Source organism: Streptococcus sp. Marseille-Q6504 (assembly GCF_965111625.1).
Genome location: NZ_CBCOON010000007.1, coordinates 118,362 through 139,059, shown reverse-complemented (window position 1 = coordinate 139,059; position 20,698 = coordinate 118,362). Strand labels below are relative to the sequence as shown.

At 33.6% G+C, this 20,698-nt stretch carries 20 protein-coding genes and 4 tRNA genes; 7 read left to right on the top strand and 17 right to left on the bottom strand.

Features of this window, described 5'->3' with window-relative positions; translation table 11 throughout:
* Positions 1-55 precede the first annotated feature (55 nt).
* From ACWPUA_RS07380 to ACWPUA_RS07305, 16 genes are all read right to left on the bottom strand, one after another.
* Positions 56-127 (bottom strand) — tRNA-Glu (locus ACWPUA_RS07380).
* Positions 128-291: 164 nt separating this feature from the next.
* On the bottom strand, positions 292-2,250 hold the full coding sequence (gene ftsH, locus ACWPUA_RS07375) for an ATP-dependent zinc metalloprotease FtsH (RefSeq protein ID WP_036756480.1): 1,959 nt from the start codon (positions 2,248-2,250) through the stop codon (positions 292-294).
* Between the two features lie 16 nt (positions 2,251-2,266).
* Complete coding sequence (gene hpt / locus ACWPUA_RS07370; protein WP_414286966.1) at positions 2,267-2,809, bottom strand: hypoxanthine phosphoribosyltransferase; 543 nt, start codon at positions 2,807-2,809, stop codon at positions 2,267-2,269.
* Positions 2,810-2,813: 4 nt separating this feature from the next.
* Positions 2,814-4,091 (bottom strand): tRNA lysidine(34) synthetase TilS, encoded by a 1,278-nt coding sequence (gene tilS / locus ACWPUA_RS07365; protein ID WP_454380094.1) that lies wholly within the window; start codon positions 4,089-4,091, stop codon positions 2,814-2,816.
* Complete coding sequence (locus tag ACWPUA_RS07360) at positions 4,088-5,356, bottom strand: serine hydrolase (protein ID WP_454380092.1); 1,269 nt, start codon at positions 5,354-5,356, stop codon at positions 4,088-4,090. The genes tilS and ACWPUA_RS07360 overlap by 4 nt, the downstream gene beginning before the upstream one ends.
* Positions 5,349-5,471 carry an SP_0009 family protein gene (locus ACWPUA_RS07355; RefSeq protein ID WP_004250924.1) on the bottom strand — a complete coding sequence of 41 codons (123 nt, stop codon included), beginning with the start codon at positions 5,469-5,471 and terminating at the stop codon, positions 5,349-5,351. The genes ACWPUA_RS07360 and ACWPUA_RS07355 overlap by 8 nt, the downstream gene beginning before the upstream one ends.
* A 6-nt stretch (positions 5,472-5,477) precedes the next feature.
* Positions 5,478-5,846, bottom strand: a complete 369-nt coding sequence (locus tag ACWPUA_RS07350; protein ID WP_320693897.1) for a septum formation initiator family protein — start codon at positions 5,844-5,846, stop codon at positions 5,478-5,480.
* Entirely contained in the window at positions 5,839-6,105 is a 267-nt protein-coding gene (locus ACWPUA_RS07345; RefSeq protein ID WP_024053357.1) for an RNA-binding S4 domain-containing protein, read from the bottom strand. Before ACWPUA_RS07345 ends, ACWPUA_RS07350 begins: the two co-directional genes overlap by 8 nt.
* Before the next feature lie 65 nt (positions 6,106-6,170).
* Positions 6,171-9,674: a transcription-repair coupling factor gene (gene mfd, locus ACWPUA_RS07340; RefSeq protein WP_454380102.1), complete on the bottom strand. Its 3,504-nt coding sequence runs from the start codon at positions 9,672-9,674 to the stop codon at positions 6,171-6,173.
* Positions 9,667-10,236 (bottom strand): aminoacyl-tRNA hydrolase, encoded by a 570-nt coding sequence (pth, locus tag ACWPUA_RS07335; protein ID WP_454380089.1) that lies wholly within the window; start codon positions 10,234-10,236, stop codon positions 9,667-9,669. The genes mfd and pth overlap by 8 nt, the downstream gene beginning before the upstream one ends.
* A gap of 72 nt (positions 10,237-10,308) precedes the next feature.
* On the bottom strand, positions 10,309-11,424 hold the full coding sequence (gene ychF / locus ACWPUA_RS07330; RefSeq protein ID WP_454380087.1) for a redox-regulated ATPase YchF: 1,116 nt from the start codon (positions 11,422-11,424) through the stop codon (positions 10,309-10,311).
* Between the two features lie 84 nt (positions 11,425-11,508).
* Complete coding sequence (locus ACWPUA_RS07325; RefSeq protein ID WP_454380085.1) at positions 11,509-11,703, bottom strand: DUF951 domain-containing protein; 195 nt, start codon at positions 11,701-11,703, stop codon at positions 11,509-11,511.
* 66 nt (positions 11,704-11,769) lie between these two features.
* Positions 11,770-12,906: a DNA polymerase III subunit beta gene (gene dnaN, locus ACWPUA_RS07320; RefSeq protein ID WP_454380083.1), complete on the bottom strand. Its 1,137-nt coding sequence runs from the start codon at positions 12,904-12,906 to the stop codon at positions 11,770-11,772.
* 158 nt (positions 12,907-13,064) lie between these two features.
* The gene (gene dnaA / locus ACWPUA_RS07315; protein WP_223334358.1) at positions 13,065-14,423 is read right to left on the bottom strand and encodes a chromosomal replication initiator protein DnaA; all 1,359 of its coding nucleotides are present in this window, start codon (positions 14,421-14,423) and stop codon (positions 13,065-13,067) included.
* A 212-nt stretch (positions 14,424-14,635) separates the two neighbouring features.
* Positions 14,636-15,397: a ParB/RepB/Spo0J family partition protein gene (locus ACWPUA_RS07310; protein ID WP_454380080.1), complete on the bottom strand. Its 762-nt coding sequence runs from the start codon at positions 15,395-15,397 to the stop codon at positions 14,636-14,638.
* Positions 15,398-15,453: 56 nt separating this feature from the next.
* Positions 15,454-16,638 carry a S1C family serine protease gene (locus ACWPUA_RS07305; RefSeq protein ID WP_454380078.1) on the bottom strand — a complete coding sequence of 395 codons (1,185 nt, stop codon included), beginning with the start codon at positions 16,636-16,638 and terminating at the stop codon, positions 15,454-15,456.
* Positions 16,639-16,822: 184 nt separating this feature from the next.
* On the opposite strand from ACWPUA_RS07305, the gene rlmH reads away from it, so the two are divergent.
* From rlmH to ACWPUA_RS07270, 7 genes are all read left to right on the top strand, one after another.
* Positions 16,823-17,302, top strand: a complete 480-nt coding sequence (gene rlmH / locus ACWPUA_RS07300; protein WP_006152892.1) for a 23S rRNA (pseudouridine(1915)-N(3))-methyltransferase RlmH — start codon at positions 16,823-16,825, stop codon at positions 17,300-17,302.
* Between the two features lie 41 nt (positions 17,303-17,343).
* Positions 17,344-17,417, top strand: a tRNA-Arg gene (locus ACWPUA_RS07295).
* Between the two features lie 164 nt (positions 17,418-17,581).
* Complete coding sequence (comC, locus tag ACWPUA_RS07290) at positions 17,582-17,707, top strand: competence-stimulating peptide ComC (protein ID WP_006149099.1); 126 nt, start codon at positions 17,582-17,584, stop codon at positions 17,705-17,707.
* 21 nt (positions 17,708-17,728) lie between these two features.
* The gene (gene comD / locus ACWPUA_RS07285; protein WP_454380075.1) at positions 17,729-19,048 is read left to right on the top strand and encodes a competence system sensor histidine kinase ComD; all 1,320 of its coding nucleotides are present in this window, start codon (positions 17,729-17,731) and stop codon (positions 19,046-19,048) included.
* Positions 19,045-19,797 carry a competence system response regulator transcription factor ComE gene (gene comE / locus ACWPUA_RS07280; RefSeq protein ID WP_004250949.1) on the top strand — a complete coding sequence of 251 codons (753 nt, stop codon included), beginning with the start codon at positions 19,045-19,047 and terminating at the stop codon, positions 19,795-19,797. Before comD ends, comE begins: the two co-directional genes overlap by 4 nt.
* 51 nt (positions 19,798-19,848) lie before the next feature.
* Positions 19,849-19,920, top strand: a tRNA-Glu gene (locus ACWPUA_RS07275).
* A gap of 5 nt (positions 19,921-19,925) precedes the next feature.
* Positions 19,926-19,999: transfer RNA gene (locus ACWPUA_RS07270), tRNA-Asn, on the top strand.
* 39 nt (positions 20,000-20,038) lie between these two features.
* Here ACWPUA_RS07270 and ACWPUA_RS07265 read toward each other — a convergent pair.
* A complete protein-coding gene (locus ACWPUA_RS07265) occupies positions 20,039-20,581 on the bottom strand; it encodes a TetR/AcrR family transcriptional regulator (RefSeq protein WP_454380073.1) in 543 nt (180 codons plus the stop codon).
* Positions 20,582-20,698: the final 117 nt, after the last annotated feature.

Here is a 20,698-nt window from a genome sequence, read left to right as displayed (position 1 = left end):
AACAGGTTTTTTTAACTTTTTTTAATTCCTATTTCCATCAACCGCGATACACCCATAGTCCGTACGGGATTCGAACCCGTGTTACCGCCGTGAAAAGGCGGTGTCTTAACCCCTTGACCAACGGACCGTGAGCTTTTTCAACTCTTTCTATTATACCCACTTTTAGAATCTTGTCAACTAGTTTGATTTGTTTTTTCTGAAATTTTTTTACTGGTTTTTCATAGATTAGTTTCTATAATAAGAAAGAGAGGATATAATAATACCCTCTCTTGTATCTCGTCTACTAATATTTTAGTTTTCTTCAGCCATTTTTGATTTGACTTCATCATATGATAGGGCACGTGATTCCTCTTCTACTGATTCAGGCATTTTCCCTGTTTCGTAAAGAGATTTGATTTGTGTACTATCCAATGTTTCATATTTCAATAAGGCTTCTGCAATTAATTTATGCGTTTCACGATTTGATTGAATAATTTCAGCTGCTTTATTACGTGCTTCATTCAACAATGCTCGAACTTCTTCGTCAATTTCATAAGCTGTACGCTCTGAAATAGATTTTTGTGGAGTTTGAGCACCAAACATTGCATGATTTCCTTCGTATTGAACAGGTCCGAGTTTTTCACTCATACCATACTCTGTAACCATTGCACGCGCCATTTGTGTAGCTTGCTCAAAGTCGTTTGATGCACCTGTTGTTTGGACATTAAAGATAATTTCTTCAGCAACACGTCCACCCATCAAACCAGCTAATTGTTCTTTCATATCTTCTTTAGACAGCAACATTTGATCTTCTTTCGGAAGAGCAATCATGTAACCACCTGCACGACCACGTGGAACAATTGTTACCTTATGAACGACACGCGCATTTGATAAGACTAACCCCACGATAGTGTGCCCGGCTTCGTGATAAGCAACCATTTCACGTTCTTTTTGGGAAACAGTTTTATCTTTCTTAGAAGGCCCTGCAATAACGCGATCTTCTGCCTCATCAATATCAGAAGCATCAATGACTGATTTATTGCGACGGGCAGCAACTAATGCGGCTTCGTTCAATACATTTTCTAAATCAGCACCAACAAAACCTGGAGTTTGTTGTGCTACTAACTTCAAATCCACATCTTCTGCTAGAGGTTTATTTCTAGCATGGACTTTCAGAATTGCTTCGCGTCCTTTAACATCTGGACGACCAACCAATACTTTTCTGTCAAAACGACCTGGACGAAGAAGGGCTGGATCTAGAACATCTGAACGGTTCGTTGCTGCAATGACAATGATCCCTTCATTTCCTTCAAAACCATCCATTTCAATCAAGAGTTGGTTCAAGGTTTGTTCACGTTCATCATTACCTCCACCAAGACCGACACCACGTTGACGACCAACGGCATCAATTTCATCGATGAAGATAATAGCTGGTGCTGCTTTTTTAGCGTCCTCAAAGAGAGAACGTACACGGCTAGCACCGACACCGACGAACATTTCTACGAAGTCAGAACCTGAAATACTAAAGAACGGTACTCCAGCTTCTCCTGCTACTGCTTTAGCAAGTAATGTTTTACCAGTTCCCGGAGGGCCCTCTAAGAGAACACCAGCTGGGATACGAGCACCTAATTTTGTAAAGCGTTTTGGATCTTTCAAGAATTCAACAACTTCAACAAGTTCTTGTTTTTCTTCTTCAGCTCCTGCTACATCTGAAAAGCGTACTTTGATATCTTCCTTATTAGCAGCCTTAGCTTTACTGCGTCCAAAGCTCATCGGATTGCGTCCGCTATTTCCTCCCATATTTCCCATCATAGAAAATAGGAAGAAGAATAAAATGGCAAATGGCACTACCGAAACTAGGATGTTAATCCACATACCACTTGAGCTTTCGTGCTTGACTTCAACTTGTGTTTGGTGTTCACCAGCTAGTTTTTGCAAATCTGCTACAGTAGTATCCGATGGAAGAATAATACTTGTAAATTTTTCTACTTTTGTTGCAGAAGGTGTGAAAAACTGAATACCTGTTTCCGGTTTTTCTGTTTTAGCAGTTTTATAGACACCAGACACTTCAATAACACTACCACTTGGTTGATAGGTTATTTCTTTTACATTGTCATTAGTGATTTCCTGCACCAATTCTGAGTATTTAATTTGTTGACTGTGCCCGGCAGCTCTCCCAGCGAAAAAGTACTGGAATCCCGTTACTAGCAAGAAAATCATCAACAAATAAAGAAATGGATTTTTTATAAAACCATTATTTTGTTTTTGCATTCAACAACTTACCCTTCTATTTTGAGTAAACTTCCTCTTTCAATACGCCTACATAAGGAAGGTTACGATAATTTTCATTATAGTCTAAACCATAGCCTACAACGAATTCATTTGGAATTGTAAAACATGTATAATCTGCTTCAATTTCTACAGTACGTCCTTCTGGTTTATCCAGCATAGTAACAATCTTAACAGACGCTGCTTCTCTAGCAGTAAACATATCTCTCAAATTTTTTAATGTTTGTCCAGTATCAATAATATCTTCTACAAAGACAATGTGTCTACCTTTAACATCTTGAGTGACATCTTGTTTGATATTAATGACACCACTACTTACAGTTCCACCATGATAACTAGAAACCATCATAAAATCCATTTCAAGATGAGTGTCAATATATTTGACTAATTCTGCCATAAAAGGAATAGATCCTTTTAAAATTCCAACTAAAATCGGATTCTTACCTTCGTAATCTTTTGTCAATTGAGCACCTAACTTCTTAGCTGCTTCTGTAATTTCATCTTGTGAAATCAAAATCTTCTTGATATCTTGTTCTAACATGATTTTACCTATCTATTTTTTCTATATAAAGTACAGTGTTCATTATATCATTTTTCATTTTTATACTCAAATCACTGAGTTCGATTTCTAAAATTGAATAAATTTGTCCAAATTGCTCAACAATAATCGCATTTTTTCGTTTTTCTGTAGGTATTTTTAAATCAATAAAAAGTCGCCTTACTTTTTTTCGATGACCATTTATTATCAAATAATCACCTGGCTGTCGATGCCGCAAAATCAATGATGTTTCACGGGAAACATTTATTTGTTGAACATTTTCACCTTTTAGAGGAATTCCAAATGAAAATAGAAAACCTTCATAATGAACTTGATTTTGATAGTTTAACACACACTCGCTACTTTTTTCATCAGACTTTGGTCTGATTTTACCAATTTGAAAGTGCTGGTATTCTTTTATAAGTTCATAACCATTTTTTATATTATGGCGATATTGACTCTTAGTTTTTAAAATATGATGAATTTCTTGAAATTGTTCTCTTGTTACATTTAAATCAGCAAAACGACTAAGGTATTGTTGTAGTAAAGCTCTTTGTGTTGCTTCGGAAAAAGATAAAAACTGAGTTAAATCTTCCACATCAACCGCTTGAGATAATTCAGCCAGAGCAATTTGATAATCAGAAACTTCTTTTCCAAACTCTAAAATTGCTTTTTTTACCTGAACATTTTCTTTTTCTAACTGTGGCAGATAGAGGTTGCGAATACGATTGCGAAGATAGTGATTTTTTTTATTTGTTGAATCTTCAAAATGCTCAATTTCAGGAAAATCCTTCTTATAAAAGGACAACAAAGGACGAATCAACTCTCCCTTATCAAATATTTGTCTTTCTTTAATAGCCGATAAATGTTGTAGTCTAACACCTCTAATCAATCGCATAAAGATCGTCTCAACTTGATCATCTGCATGATGAGCTGTTACAAGAGCTGTAGATGAAGTTTTCTCCATCACTTCTCTAAAAAATTCATAGCGAAATTGACGAGCATTTGCTTCTGAAAAATCTCCAGTAAAACAAGCTACATAAATTGGAACTCCAGCTTGTTCAGCTAATTTTCTTAATTCATTTTCTTCCTTATCTGACTCTGGTCTTTGTTTATGATTTACATGAGCTAAAAACAATTCAATACCAAGTTCTTTTTGATAGGCCAAAAGAACTTGAAAAAGAAACATCGAATCCAATCCACCAGACAAGGCTAGCACAACTCTTGAATGTCTTTCAAAGTAACCTTTTTCTAGAAAATGATTTAAAAAATCGCGGTCTCTCATTTTAGGACCTCGTAGACATCCTTAGCAATTTTAGAAATGGTATCGTAATCAGAATTTTTGGTAAAGATTGAAATAACGAAAGGAGAATCTGTATAGACTATTCCCACATCGTGTTTAAATTCATCTGCATCCCCAATTTTATGGGCTACCTTAGCAGAAATATTCTTAGCAATCCGCTGATTATCAAAAGATGTTTGTGAAAGAGATTCTAAAACAAAACCATTCTGATTGTAAATAGATTCCATAACTTGACCAGCCATTTTAGCTGAAGCCAATTTATCTGTCACATTCCATTCTTCACCTGCGATAGTAGTCATCTCTGTTTTAAAGGCTTCATCTGATTTATTCGTAATATAATAAGCAAGAATATTATGAGCTACATTGTCAGATTCTTTTGCAGTTTTTGTGATTAAATCTTTGATTGTGTATTCTTTATTGTCCGCTGTTTTAGGGAGACTTCCGCTTCCTTCCGGTTTATAAGAGCCAGGGAAATCATTAACTTCGGAAACATACTTCAATTTCGTGTCAAGTTGGTAATCACCTTGATTGATTTTTTCTTGAACAGAATAAAGATAAGGTAATTTCATAACACTAGCAGCGTACATTTTTTTATTTTCATTAATGCCAGCTTCCTTACCTGTACTCAATTGTTTCACATAAATAGAGAACTGTTCATTTTGATAATTCGCAGATAGCAACTCTTGTACTTTCTGAATACGATTATCATCATCGGAAATATAATCCGTCGAAATCCAGCCCGTTTGCTTGACATGTATGAATTCACGACCTTCAGCAAAAATAGACATATCTGCTTCAACTTCTTTATAAGGCGCTAAAGTAGACTTTAATTCTTGTTGATCATAAGGACTATTATAAACGACAAATCCTGGTTCTAGCCATACTCGTTTAGAAAAATCGTTTACGATGGAACTATCGTATAAAAGTCGTTTATCAGCCATTACAAATTGATTATTTGACAATTTAAAGACAGGCTGTCCTTGTTTATTTAATCGCCATTCTAAAACAGATAATTTTGTTTCTGCATTTACTTTACCCGATTCATTAATCAGGTCTTCTGTAGAATAAACTGGCGTCTCACCATAAAATTTTGGAGATTCTATAACATCTTGATAATAAAAATGATATGGAGTATGAGTTAAAGAATAAACTTCTTGTTTTGGAATGATAACTGGATTCTCAGTGCTTACTACTTGAACGCTTTTTAGGAAAATAGGAAGTAGTAATATCACTAAAAATTTACGCATTCTTTTTCCCCTCTTCTTCTTGTAGTCGTAACAGATGATTCTTTTGAGCTAACTCATCTAATTTTTCATCTGACTGACTTAAAAATTTTTCGATAATATCTAATAAATTTTCCATTTCGCATTACCTAGGAAGTAAGTCCGGAATTGTATAAACTTTCTCCCATGTTTTTGAATAATAATATTTTGCACGGGAATATTTAGCCGCATAGGATTCATCTTTTAGCTTAGTTGCTAAACTAGCTTCTTTATCCTTTTCATCGCTCAAGTCCTGATATTGTTTTTTCAAATCAGCTAGTTGCTGGCGACGTGTTAGTAATTGTTGGTAACTTTGTGCTAAATTGTAAGTTGGTAAGATGAATAGCAACATAATCAAAATCAAAACCCAACCCATAAAACGATTACGTTTTTGACGTTCTTCCATCATGTATTTACGTCGTTGGTGTTCATTTTGAATAAATGAATTATTCATTTGGACTATTTTTTTATACATCGTCTTCTACCCTTGTTTCACTGATAATTTCATACATTCCAGCTGCATCTTCTTTTTTTGTGCTATCTTTCATTTCGAGCACCTTTACAAGCAACATTTTATTTCCAAAACGAATTTCAACCTGATCATTGATTTTTAAATCAGTTGAACTTTTAGCAAGGATACCGTTAACCTTGATTCGCCCTTTATCTGCAACTTCCTTAGCTACCGTACGGCGTTTAATAATTCGTGATACTTTTAAATATTTATCTAATCTCATCTTATAATACCTCAAATTATTATTGTATCATTTTTATCCCTTTTATAGAAGAAAAAAGGTAATCCCTAATGCGACTCTTTTAAGTCTTTTATCTTCGCTAACGATTCTCCAAAGGTTAAGAGTCCTTCTAAAATCTCATAGTCTTTTTTATTTCGAATATCAAATACAACTTCGATCAAACCTTGATTTTCAGAAATATTAGCCTTCAAATTTGTCTGAGAAAGAGCCTGGAAATAATCTTGTGTTAAAAATAGCTGTTGCGATATTTTTTCAAATTGAATGACAAGCTTATTATTTCTTCTTTCAACTCGATTGACAAATACTTTATCTAGATAAGCTTTAGCTAATCCAATTTCTAAAAGATAAGCAACAACATCAGGATACTCACCAAAACGGTCAATTAACTCATCTTGTAATTCTTCGTAGTTGACACGGTTGTCAATTTGACGAATTCTCTTATAAATCTCAATTTTATGTCGCTCATCTGAAATGTACTCATCCGGAAGATAGGCATCAATTTGTAGAATTAACTCAGCATTACCTTTTTCACGTTTCTTAGCAGTTCCATTCTTCTTAGCAATTGCTTCTTCCAGTAACTGAGAATAGAGTTCAAAACCAACTGAATCGATAAAACCGGACTGCGAACTTCCTAAAAGATTACCAGCTCCACGAATGGATAAATCGCGCATAGCGATTTTGAAACCAGAACCCAATTCAGTGAAACCTTTAATTGCCTCCAATCTCTTCTCAGAAACTTCTGTCAATGATTTATCTGGTCGATACATAAGATAGGCATAAGCAATACGATTACTACGACCAACCCGACCTCTTAATTGATACAAGGTTGACAATCCCATGTGGTCTGCATTTTCGATAAACAAGGTATTGGCATTTGGAATGTCTACCCCTGTTTCAATGATTGTTGTTGTTACTAAAATATCATATTCACCTTCGATAAAGTCAAGTAGTGTATTCTCCAAACGAATTTCACTCATTTGACCATGAACAAAACCAATAGAAGCTTCTGGAATCAGTTCTTGTAACTCTGAAACCTTCTTTTCAATCGTGTCAACTTTATTGTAAAGATAGTAAACCTGACCACCACGATCAATTTCTCTCAATACAGCATCTCGAATGACACGATCATTCTGTTCAAGGACATAGGTTTGTACAGGATATCGATTTGTTGGGGGAGTTTCGATGACAGATAAATCTCGAATACCTAGCATAGACATATGTAGAGTTCGAGGAATTGGTGTAGCTGTTAAAGTTAAGACATCAACCTTCTTTTTTAATTCCTTCAAAGCTTCCTTATGTTTGACACCAAAACGTTGTTCCTCATCGATGATGATCAAGCCTAAATCAGCAAATTCAACATCTTTAGACAAAACTCGATGGGTTCCTATCAGGATATCAACTTGGCCTTTTTTTAATTTTTCAAGTGTTTCAGTCTGCTCTTTTTTACTTCTAAAACGACTTAAAACATCTATATTGACAGCAAACTGCTCAAATCTTTCCTTGAAATTACTATAATGTTGCTGAGCAAGAACTGTGGTTGGTACTAAAACAACAACCTGTTTATGATTATTGACAACCTTAAAAGCAGCTCGCATGGCCACCTCAGTCTTACCAAAACCAACATCTCCAACCAAAAGCCTATCCATTGGTTGAGAAGCCTGCATATCCTTTTTGATTTCATCTATACTTCGAAGTTGGTCCTCAGTTTCAACATAAGGGAAAGCCTCATCAAAAGCAACCTGATCTTCATCATCTTTTGAAAATGCAAAACCTTCAAGTTGACTCCTCTCTGCATATAACTTAATTAAGTCATCTGCAATGTCTTCAACTTGATTTTTAACTTTTTGCTTAGCTTTTTTAAAACGTCCATCGTTTAATTTGTTTAACTTTGGAGCCTTACCGTCACTTGAAACATACTTAGATAAGGTTTGGATTTGTTCTACAGGGATAGAAATTCGATCTCCATTTTGATATTGGATACTTACATAATCTCGGTGAATCCCTTTGATTTCAATCGTTTCGATTCCTAAATATTGACCAATCCCATGAATTTGATGAACAACATAATCTCCTTTTTGGAGTTCACTATAATCCTTTAATCTTTCAGCATTGCTAATATTTTGTCTTCTGTATTTGCGTTTAATCCTCTTTTTGAAAATTTCATATTCAGTGATGAATACAAGATTCTCATCCACAAAATGAAAACCATGACGAAGGTTTCCTTCAACAAGATTGACAGTTCCTTTACAGATTTCACTTTGATTACTATTGTCAACTTTAATGCTATATTCATCAAGAATCGTTGACAGTTTTTTTAGTTCTGTTTGGCTACTTGATTGAAGAACAATCGTATATTTTAATTTTTTATAGCGTTCAATTTCTTCTTTCAGAAAAGAAAACTGATTGAAGAATTCTTGCATAGGATATTGATTAAATTGATAAAGATGATCAAATTTTAGATTTCCAAGTCCCTTTTGAAAAATAGAAAAGAAGCTAGCTGGTAAATATTTTTTAAACTGACTTTCTACATCAGCAAAATATTGTAAACTTGATACAGCTTTACTGTTGTGTAAATCCTCTGTAAAGTAGCTAGCTGTTTCCTTATCAAAAATATCATACTGATTCATGATTTTTTGAAAATCATCAAAGATAATAGGTGCTTGGTTCAAGTAGTCAATCAAGGTCCACTGTTTTTTATAAAAAACAGACAAAAATTTACGAATATCAGCATGAAGAACTTGCTTTTTCGCACAACTAAAAACTTCTTCTAGGTACGACTTTAATGTAGGTGAAATAGTTTTATCAATCTCATGTTCTAAGAATTGTTGACCACGATTGTAATCCTCAACAGTTAATAAAATGTCACTAGCTGGATAGATTAAGACTTGAGATTGACTATCTTTTGATAATTGTGTATCTGCGTCGAATTCTCTAATCCCATCTATTTCATCACCAAAAAATTCTATTCGGTAAGGAGATAGTTGTGAAGTTTCAAAGATATCTAAAATATCACCTCGAAGACTAAATTCACCTTGACTTTGAACTTGAGTAACTTTTTTATAACCAAGTGAAATCAATTGATTTTTTAATTCTTTTTGTTCACACTCTTCGCCAACTTCAAGTTTTAACACACTGTTATCAAAGACTTGAGGATCTGGTAAGAATAAACGGCTAGCTGCCATGTTACAAACTAATATTCCTTTTTGAGATTTATCTCTTAGAAAACGCAAGGCTTCAACTCTTGAAAAAATCTTTTCTTGAGACGATACTAAAAATTCTACCATTGGTGAATCATCTACTAAAAATGGATAAACCATATCAGTACCCAGGATAGAAATTAAATCATTTACTAGACGATCAGCTTCTCCATAAGTAGATGTCATTACTAAAATCTTGTTCTGATTTTTAACACTACTTGCAATAGCTAAAGACTTTGCTGAACCAGAGAGACCTAGTAGTAATTCCCTCTGCTTGAGAGATAAATGTTCACTCCATAATTGTATCTGCTTGTTCTCTAAAAAGAATTCGATTAATGACATTCCCTTACCCATTGTATTTCTGCATTGTTTTTTCAAAGTTTTTCTCTTGTAAATAATAATTTACAGCATCGTCAACCTTGTCAATAGACTGTAAAATACCTATATAGTCATCCTTGTCAAATTTACTCAAAACGTGGTGAACAACAGACATTCCTTTTTTAGGTCTACCGATACCAATCTTTACACGATTGAAAACCTGTGTACCAATATTTTGGATAATTGACTTGATACCATTATGACCGCCAGCTGATCCTTTAGCGCGAAGTCGAATTTTTCCTACTTCCATGTCAAGATCATCGTAAATAATCAGTAAATCTTCGATATCTAAACCATAGTAGGTTAATAAAGCATGAACTGCTTTCCCACTTTCATTCATAAAAGTTGTTGGTTTCACTAGATAAATTTTTTCACCATTAAGGAAAAATGAAGCTAATTCAGCTTGGAATATTTTATCGTGTGTAAAAGATACATTCTGTTTTTTTGCTAGTTGGTCAATCAACATAAAACCAACATTATGCTTTGTCTCAAAATATTTATCCCCTGGATTTCCCAATCCTACAAGTAATTTTGTCATTTAAATTTCCTTTCAAAAGCCAAAAGGGTTGGAATTTTTTTCCAACCTAATTAACACTATTAAAAATGTTGATTATACGTTAAAGCGGAATTCCATAATATCGCCATCTTGAACGACATATTCTTTTCCTTCTTCACGCAAGCGTCCAGCTTCTTTTACAGCCTTTTCAGATCCGTATTTAATCAAATCATCATAAGACATAGTTACTGCACGGATAAAACCTTTTTCGAAGTCTGAGTGGATGATTCCAGCTGCTTGAGGAGCTTTCATACCACGTTTAAAGGTCCAAGCACGAACTTCTTTTTCACCAGCTGTGAAGTAAGTTCCAAGTCCTAATAGATGGTAAGCTGCACGAGTCAACTTGTCCACACCTGATTCTGTCAAACCAATGGCTTCAAGAAACTCTTTTTTATCTTCATCGTCTAATTCAGAAATTTCTTCTTCAGCACGCGCAGAAATGACCACTACCTCTGCATTTTCTGTCTCTGCGAATTCACGAATCTGCTTCACATAATCGATAGATTTTGGGTCTCCAACCACATCCTCATCCACATTCGCTACATACAGAACTGGTTTAGTAGTCAAGAGGAAAAGACCTTTGACAACCTTTTGCTCTTCATCTGTAAATTCAATGGTACGTGCTGACTTACCGTCTTCAAGAACTGGTTTAATCTTTTGGAGAACGTTAAATTCTGCAACTGATTCCTTATCTTTTTGCGTACGTGCCATCTTTTCCACACGTGCATAGCGTTTATTAACAGATTCTAAGTCAGCAAGAATCAATTCTAGGTTAATAGTATCAATATCTGCTAATGGATCTACAAAAGCATCTTCACGACCTTGCTCACGCATGACATTCTCATCATCAAAGGCACGAACTACATGGACAATGGCATCAACTTCACGGATATTGGCCAAGAATTTATTACCGAGACCTTCTCCTTTTGATGCACCTTTTACAATCCCTGCAATATCTGTAAATTCAAAGGTTGTTGGGACTGTCTTCTTAGGAGTAATCATTTCAGTCAATTTTTGGAGGCGTTCATCTGGAACTTCTACCATCCCAACGTTTGGGTCAATAGTTGCAAATGGATAGTTTGCAGCCTCTGCTCCTGCTTTTGTAATTGCATTAAATAGGGTTGATTTACCAACGTTTGGCAAACCCACGATACCTGCTGTTAAAGCCATAATTTCTCATTCTCCGTTCACATTTCAATCTTCAATATTATAACACAAAAAGGGAAAACTTGCTAACCCTCTAATTCAGTGTTTCTAGTCGATGATTTTATTCATTTTTCTTTCAAAATCATAGCGACTCATCATGACAACATGATCACAATTACTGCATTTAATTTTGATATCTGCACCTAGACGTGTAATTTCCCAACGATTCGCTTTTTGGCCTGTAGATTTGATTGTACAAGCATGTGGTTTTTTCATTTCAACAAAATTTCCAACTTGATACATATTACTCTCCTTTTCATATTTCTGATTATATCATAAAAGAGGTGAGCTAGGCTCAACCTCTTTAACTTAATTTGTACGAACTGGTGTAATCAGCTGCATGAAATCTTCATCTGTATCAGCTGGTACCAAGGTAAATGGACGAACTGCTGAAATGAAGCTGATTGTTACCTTTTCACTATTCAAGGCTTTTAGTGCTTCAATCAAGTAAGTTGGGTTAAAGCTAATAGTTAAATCTTCACCAGATACAGCAATTGTATCGATTTCTTCGTTTACTTTACCAACTTCTGGAGAATTTACATAAGCTGTAACTACTCCTTGTTTGATTTCTAATTTTACAGTTCCATTTTGAGTAGCACTTGATAAAAGACGAGCACGTTCCATAGATTGACGTAGATTCACAACATCAAAAGTTACTGTCGTATTAAAATCTGTTGGAATCAGACGATCTGTATCAGGATAATTACCTTCTAAGAGACGTGTATAGAAGCTAATATTTTCGCTTCTAAAGAGAATTTGGTTGTTTGCGAAGAATATCTCTACTGTTTCGATATCGTCCGTAAAAACAGCTGAAAATTCGCGTAGAGAGCGACTTGGAATGACAACATCAAAATTATCACTATTTTTTTCAAGAGTTAATTTTTTCTGGCTGAGACGATGTGAGTCTGTTGCTACTGTTTTTAATTCTTGATGATTACTTAGGACAAAGTGTACACCAGTCAAGATTGGACGGCTTTCTTGTACACTAGCAGCAAAAGCAGTTTCATTGATAATTTTCTTAAGAAGTTTTGTTTCAAGAACTAGAGGATTACTTGCTGCAATTTCCTGAATACGTGGATACTGTTCGCTGTCTTTTCCTTTCAGAGTAATTTCTGATTTTCCACTTGTTAATACAATCTGATGCTGCTCAATCTCTTTGAAATCAAGAGTCACATCTGGAAGACTAGAAACAACATTGATAAAGAATGAAGCTTCTAGAAGGATAGAACCTAAAGAGTTAATCAAAAGACCTGCATTTTCATCTTTTTGAGAAATGAAATTCTCAATTGAAATTTGACCATTTGATCCAATTAATGTAATTCCTTCGTTAGTCACATCAATTTTAATAGTTGATAAAACAGGAATAGCATTTTTTGAACTAATAGCACGTTTTGTAATATTTAATGAATGCAGGAATAAATTTTTATTAATAGAAAAATGAATCATGGAATCTCCTTTATTTATTTTTATTATTAGAAGGTTAATAGTAATAGTAGACTGTGTGAAATCTGTGGAAAACCAAGTTTAGTTTAGAAAAATCAAGAAGTTATACTTGTTTAAAATTTGTTAATAAATCAGTAAAAATTTAAACACTTATCCACAAGTTATTTAATTTTCTTTTTGATGGTTTCGATTTCTATACGTAATTTATCATCAGTTTCAATCATAGATTTGATTTTTGCATGAGCATGAATGACGGTTGTATGATCTTTACCACCAAATTCTTTTCCGATTTTTGGAAGACTGTTATCAGTTAATTCTCTAGCTAGGTACATAGCAACTTGTCGAGCTAGAACAATATTCTGAACACGTCTAGTTCCCTTCATCTCCTTAACGCTCACATCATAAAATTTTCCGACTTCCTCTTGGATTTTTTCAATCGGAATGACGATCATGGTGCTGACGCTTTGTTTTCGAGCACGTATAGCCTCAGATGCAATATCCACAGTTATAGTGTTGATTTGTTTGACTTTAGCCATGAGACTAATATCTTTGAGCGCACCTTCTAATTCACGTACATTTGAATCAAACTGTCCAGCCAAATATTCGATTGTGTCAGGTTGAAAATGATAATCTAAATCCTCTGTTTTACTATTTAGGATAGCGATACGAGTTTCGAAATCAGGTGGAGTAATATCCGTTGTTAATCCCCATGAGAAGCGCGTGACAAGTCGTTCAGGTAGATTTTCTAGTTGTTCTGGTCTACGGTCACTCGTTAAAACAATCTGTTTATTATTACTGTGAAGTTTGTTGAATGTATTGAAAAATTCATCCTGAGTTTGTACTTTATTTCCACTGAGAGATTGAATATCATCAATAAGAAGGAGATCTAGACTTCGATAGGTTTTTTTAAAATTATCCATATCATTGAGTCTTAAATGATCTAAAAATTCATTAATAAAACTTTCAGCAGGAATATATTTTACACGCGCATTAGGATTTTTTTTGAGTATTTCATTCCCCAAAGCATTGAGCAAGTGAGTTTTCCCTAGACCAGGTCCTCCATATATAAACAGAGGATTATAAGTTAGTCCAGGATCTTCCGAGACGGCTAAAGCAGCAGACTTAGCCCAAATATTTCCATCACCTTGGATAAAATTATCAAAAGTATAGATGTCTCTTAATCCTGTTTCTGAATAGGGTATAGATTTTTTAATTTCTTCCTGTTGATGATTACTGTTTTCAACATTGCTTGCTATATCGGAGGTATTAGAATCTTCTTTAGTCAATACATATTGAGCTTTTATTTCAGTGTCATAGATTTGAAAACCGACAGCTACAATAATATCATTGAGTTTTGTACTCCAAACCATTTCCATTTCAGATCTTGGCAAAAATATGGTAGCTACATTTTCCTCAACCTTTATTAATTCAGCAGGTGTTGCGTAGAAATCAAACATTGATCGTGTCAATCTCTCTTTAGCTAATTCTAAAATCTGATTCCAAAATTGTTTTTCTTTCAACAACAAACTCCTCCTTTTCTAAATGGTGTAATCTTAAACACTATTTTATCACATAGGAAGCAATTTTTCCACAACTTGTGAAAAACAATCCACAATGTTTAAAAGATTTATCCACAACTTGTGGATAAAAGGTCTAGATTTTGATTTAATAGACTTTTTCTATACTAATCCAGTGGATAAGTATGTGAGTTTAGAAAAATAAAATAACAGCCTTATTTCAGGCTGTTAATAAAACGTTGGTATTCTTCTTGATTATGAAAAGAGATAGTTATTTTTCCTGCCTCTTTTTTTTGAAGGACGATTTGGACATCTAATCCCAACAATTTTTTCAAATTTTCTTCTTCTTCTTTGATAAAGTGATCTTTTTCTTTGCTTTTCTTCTTATTTTTTTCTTCTTTAAGTAGATATTCCACCTGCCGAACTGATAAATCCTCTTTCTGAATGCGATTGAGTAAATTTTTTTGTTCTTTCAAAGGTAGTTGGATTAGAAGTCTAGCATGTGCTTGAGACAATTTTCCAGTTTCTACTTCTTTTAAAATAAAATCAGGGAGCGTTAGCAATCGAACAAGATTAGTGATATAAGGGCGTGATTTCCCCATTTTTTCAGCAATGTCTGCATGAGTATATCCTTTATCAATTAAAGATTGATAAGCTTTTGCTTCTTCAATCGGATTTAAGTCTTCTCGTTGTAAATTTTCAATGATTGAGTGAATCATCATTTCCTGATCAGATAATTTTTTGATGATTACAGGAACTTCTGATAGCCCAGCTTCTATCGATGCCCGATACCGTCTTTCTCCAGCTAGGATTTCATATCCGATAACTGGAGATTGACGGACAATAATGGGTTGAATTAACCCATTTTCTTTAATAGATTGGGCAAGTTCTTGAATTTTTTCTTTTGAGAATTCTTTACGAGGTTGATAGGGATTTTTTTGAATATCACTGATACGAATTAGTTTGAGTTCTTCCATATCTCTACAGTATCATATCTTTGATATTCTGTAAAGTAGGTTTACAAATATGTAAACTATTGATTTAAATCACTTGTACTCTTATCTAGTTTGATTGTAGTTTTTTCTTCTTTACCATTACGGTAATAAGTTACAGTTATTTCATCTCCAATAGAGTGACCGTATAGCGCATTTTGCAATTCAGTGGTAGATGAAATCTTGGTATCATCTACTTTTGTGATAACATCATACTGTTGTAAATGTCCATTTGCAGGCATGTTCTTTTGAACAGAACGAACAGCTACACCAGAAGTAACGTTGTCAGGAAGTTTTAATTTTTGTAGGTCAGCAGTGCTAAGGTTTGTCAAATTAATCATGTGGATACCAAGAGCTGGTCGAGTTACTTTTCCATCTTTTTCCAACTGTTTGATAATATTCTTAACATCGTTTGCAGGAATAGCAAAGCCAAGACCTTCTACGGATGTTCCACCATTAGAGGCAATTTTACTTGATGTAATACCGATAACTTGTCCCTGGATATTAATCAAAGGACCTCCAGAGTTACCAGGGTTAATAGCTGTGTCTGTTTGGATGGCATTTGTTGAAATAGCTTGACCATCTTCAGATTTCAAAGAAACGTGTCTGTTCAAGCTTGATACAATACCTTGTGTAACTGTATTTGCATATTCTGAACCCAAAGGACTACCGATTGCGATAGCTGTTTCCCCAACAGATAATTGACTTGAGTCACCAAACTCAGCTACTGTAGAGACCTTTTCTGAAGATATTTTTACTACTGCAATATCAGAATAGGTATCAGAACCAACAATTTCACCTGGTACTTTTGCTCCATCTGCTAGACGAATATCAACTTTTTTAGCTCCACTAATAACGTGAGTGTTAGTTACAAGATAAGCATCATCCCCATCTTTTTTATAAATAACACCAGAACCTTCACTGTTGATTTGTTCAGTGTTTGAATCTGTATCAGTATCATCAGTTCCAACAAAACCACCTTGAGAGTTTTCTGAATAAGTGATAATCGATACAACTGCATCTTTAACTTTATCTACAGCCTGTGTGGTAGAATTTTCATTTTTCGAAGCAGTCTGAGTGACTGCTGCACTATTTTGTTCTCCACTTCCCTGCTTTTGGTTGAACTGAAGAACAGCCAAACTTCCTAATAGACCACTAAAAAAGCTAATAAGAATAACTAGTAAAAGTTGTCCAATTGTTTTTGAAAACTTGTTTAAGTTTTTCATAGAATCCTCCATATTTGATTAATTAGTGAAAGTATAGAATTATTAACTTAATTCTAACTTAAAAAACTTAAGTTTTCAACAATCTGTGGATAATTGTTGAAAATTTTTGAATTTATTATGTTTTTTCACCTTTTTCATTTGTGAATAAGATGTGAATAGAACACGATTATGGTAAAATAGAAGCATGAAAATAAAAATTGTAACAGTTGGAAAACTAAAAGAAAAGTATCTCAAAGATGGAATTGCAGAATATTCTAAAAGAATATCACGATTTGCTGCTGTAGAAATGATTGAATTAGCTGATGAAAAGACACCAGATCGTGCCAGCGATTCAGAAAATGAAAAAATCTTGAATTTAGAAGGAAATCGAATCCTTTCCAAAATTGGGGATAGAGAATTTGTTGTTGTTTTGGCTATTGAAGGGAAGACATTATCTTCTGAAGAATTTAGTAGCCAATTAGAACAAGCTTCTATAAATGGTTATTCAACCTTAACCTTTGTTATCGGTGGAAGTTTAGGATTATCCAATGAAGTGAAAAAACGAGCTAACCTATCAGTAAGTTTTGGCCGTTTAACACTTCCACATCAATTAATGCGTCTAGTTCTTGTAGAACAGATATACCGAGCCTTTACTATCCAACAAGGTTCTCCTTATCATAAATAGGATTGACTATTCTCGATTATTTTGATAAGATAAACTAGTTAGGTCTCATAGCTCAGCTGGATAGAGCATTCGCCTTCTAAGCGAACGGTCGCAGGTTCGAATCCTGCTGGGATCATATACTAGATTTAACGCTGGGGAAACCCAGCGTTTTTTGTAAAAATTGACAGTTCAGGTACAAAAATGTGCAGTTGAGAATGAAATGTTTTAAAATAGACTCCGTTTTGTATAATAAGCTTGTAAGTTAATTTACAAGAAAAAAACAATAAAGGAGAATTTAATATGGAAAAAACAGTTAAATTAGAGCAGTTCAAAAAACTTACAGAAAAAGAATTACAGGAAATCCAAGGTGGGGATAAAAGATTAACTTACTTTATTACTAATCTTTTTCCTAAAAGGAAAAAATAGAAAACATTATAGGGAGACATGATGGATTTATTAAAAATATTCATAGTTATTCTTAATATTTTTATTCTAACAAATAGCTACAAACTAATTTGTAGGGCAACAAAAAAAGAAAGATTTCTATTCATAAGTTGGATTTTTATACTGCAGTCCGTAGTTGAAATTTTCTTTTATTTTGTTTTTTTACATGGGTTAGGTTTAGAAAAACTCATGTTTCCCTTTATTATATATATTTTTCTAAAAGGGTTAAAAAAGTTTGATAAATACAAAGCTATTTTTATCAGTCTGCTATTGTCTTTATTATATCATGGCACTCATACTTTTTTATCCGTAACCATATCCTCTGTTACAGGTGATTCTTTTGTAACCAAATATGAAGATTTGTTTTTTGTAGTAGTTTTATTGCTGACTTATTTTGTAATAAAAAAAATTATTTTTTATTTTCACTTGGAACTCAATTATTTTGATAAAGATTACCTCTATCCATTTTTAAAAAAAGTTATACTTGGTTTCTTTGCTTTACATATTCTATCATTCATTTCAGATATGGTAAGTGCTTATGCGCATTTTAATAGCTTTGGTAGTATTTTAGCAACAATTGTCTTTATTTGCTTACTACTAATCTTCTTTGCTATGAATTCTCATAAGGTACGGGTTGAAAAAGAAATCGCTCTAAAACAGAAAAAATTTGAACAAGAACATTTACAGACATATACAGATGAAATTGTTGGTTTGTACAATGAAATCCGTGGTTTTCGTCATGATTATGCAGGTATGCTTGTCAGTATGCAAATAGCGATTGACAGTAAAGATTTACAGGAAATTGACAGGATTTACAACGAAGTTTTAGTGAAAGCCAATCAAAAACTACGTTCAGATAAGTATACCTACTTTGATTTAAACAATATAGAAGACTCAGCTTTACGAAGTTTGATTGCTCAGTCTATTGTATATGCCAGAAATAATGACGTAGAGTTTACACTAGAAGTAAAGGATATTATCACAAGGTTGTCAATTGATTTACTTGATCTTGTGCGTATTATGAGTGTATTATTGAACAATGCCGTTGAGGGTGCTGCAGAAAGTTCCTCAAAACAAATGGAAGTTGCTGTGATTAAAATGGATTTGGAAACAGTTATCGTGATTCAAAATTCATGTAAAATTACCATGATACCTTCAGAAGATTTGTTTGAACTAGGTTTTTCTACTAAAGGTAGAAATAGAGGAATTGGACTTAATAATGTCAAAGAGATTTTGGATAAGTATGAAAATATCATTTTAGAAACAGAGATGGAAGATAGTACGTTTAGACAGATTATTAGATTTAAGAGAGAGTTTGAATGAAAGTATTAATTTTAGAAGATGTTATTCAACATCAGGTCAGACTAGAAAGAACCCTAGATGAAATTTCAAAGGAATTAAATATTCCTATTTCTTATAAAACAACAGGTAAAGAACGAGAATTTAAGGAATACATCGAAAATGATGAAGTAAACCAGCTTTATTTTCTAGATATTGATATTCATGGAGTTGAGAAAAAAGGATTTGAGGTAGCACAGTTTATTCGTCGCCACAATCCTTATGCAATTATCGTATTTATCACTAGTAGATCAGAATTTGCTACCTTAACTTACAAATATCAAGTATCCGCCTTGGATTTTGTTGATAAAGATATCAATGATGAATTATTTAAGAAACGTATCGAACAGAGTATCTTATATACCAAGAGTATGCTGCTTGAAAATAAAGATGTTGTGGATTATTTTGACTATAACTACAAGGGAAATGATTTGAAAATTCCCTACCATGATATTTTATATATTGAAACAACAGGAGTATCTCATAAGTTAAGGATTATTGGTAAGAATTTTGCCAAAGAATTTTATGGCACTATGGCGGATATTCAAGAAAAAGATAAAGATACTCAAAGATTTTATTCTGCTCATAAATCATTTCTTGTCAATGTAGGAAATATTAGGGAAATTGATCGAAAAAATTTAGAAGTGGTTTTTTATGAGGATCATCGTTGTCCAATTACCCGTCTAAAGGTACGGAAATTAAGAGATATTCTGGAGAAAAAATCTAAAAAGTGATTGACAATTAGTAAGAAATTGATATAATGGTTATATCTGCTACAGATAGATGGTCCGTTGGTCAAGGGGTTAAGACACCGCCTTTTCACGGCGGTAACACGGGTTCGAATCCCGTACGGACTATATTATCCGCCATAGCTCAGTTGGTAGTAGCGCATGACTGTTAATCATGATGTCGTAGGTTCGAGTCCTACTGGCGGAGTTAAACAAAAAGAACACCATTGGTGTTCTTTTTTTGTCTCTAATTTACATCTCCTAACATTTTCATAAGAAAGTTTGTCATTTCTTGTGGACTTTCTTTTTTTCCATGAGCAATCCAGGTTTGGCATACACCAAATAGTGCGTTTGTTAGATAAATACTGCTATACTCTAACTCAATATTGTTTAAATTTAATTGCATAAAGCGTTTTTGGAGGTCAGTACTAAGCATAATGTGAAGTTTATTTCTCAGGAAGTTTTGTATCTCTTTTGTACCATTTTCAGATAGAAGAGCAGCTAGTAAAGGTTCAGACTCTAAGTATTCAAACACTTCTAGAATAGCATCTCTTTTATGATTTGCGTGTTTTTGGAAAATATACTCAAAGGTATGAAAAAGCTTACTTTGGTAATGTTCAATCATATCATACTTATCTTTGTAATGAGTATAAAAACTAGACCGACTAATTCCGGCTTTTTCTGCCAGCTTAATAGTGCTAATTTGATCAAATGGTTGTTCCGTTAATAATTGAACCATGGCGTTCTCAATAGTACGTTTGGTTTTTAAGCGTTTGTTACTTTCTTTCATAGTTCCTCCTTGTGAACAAAAATAGACTAAGTGTCTAAAAATGATAATTTTGACTTGTAAATAAGAATTATTAATGTATAATCTATTATATCAAAATTTTAGACAATATGTGTAAAA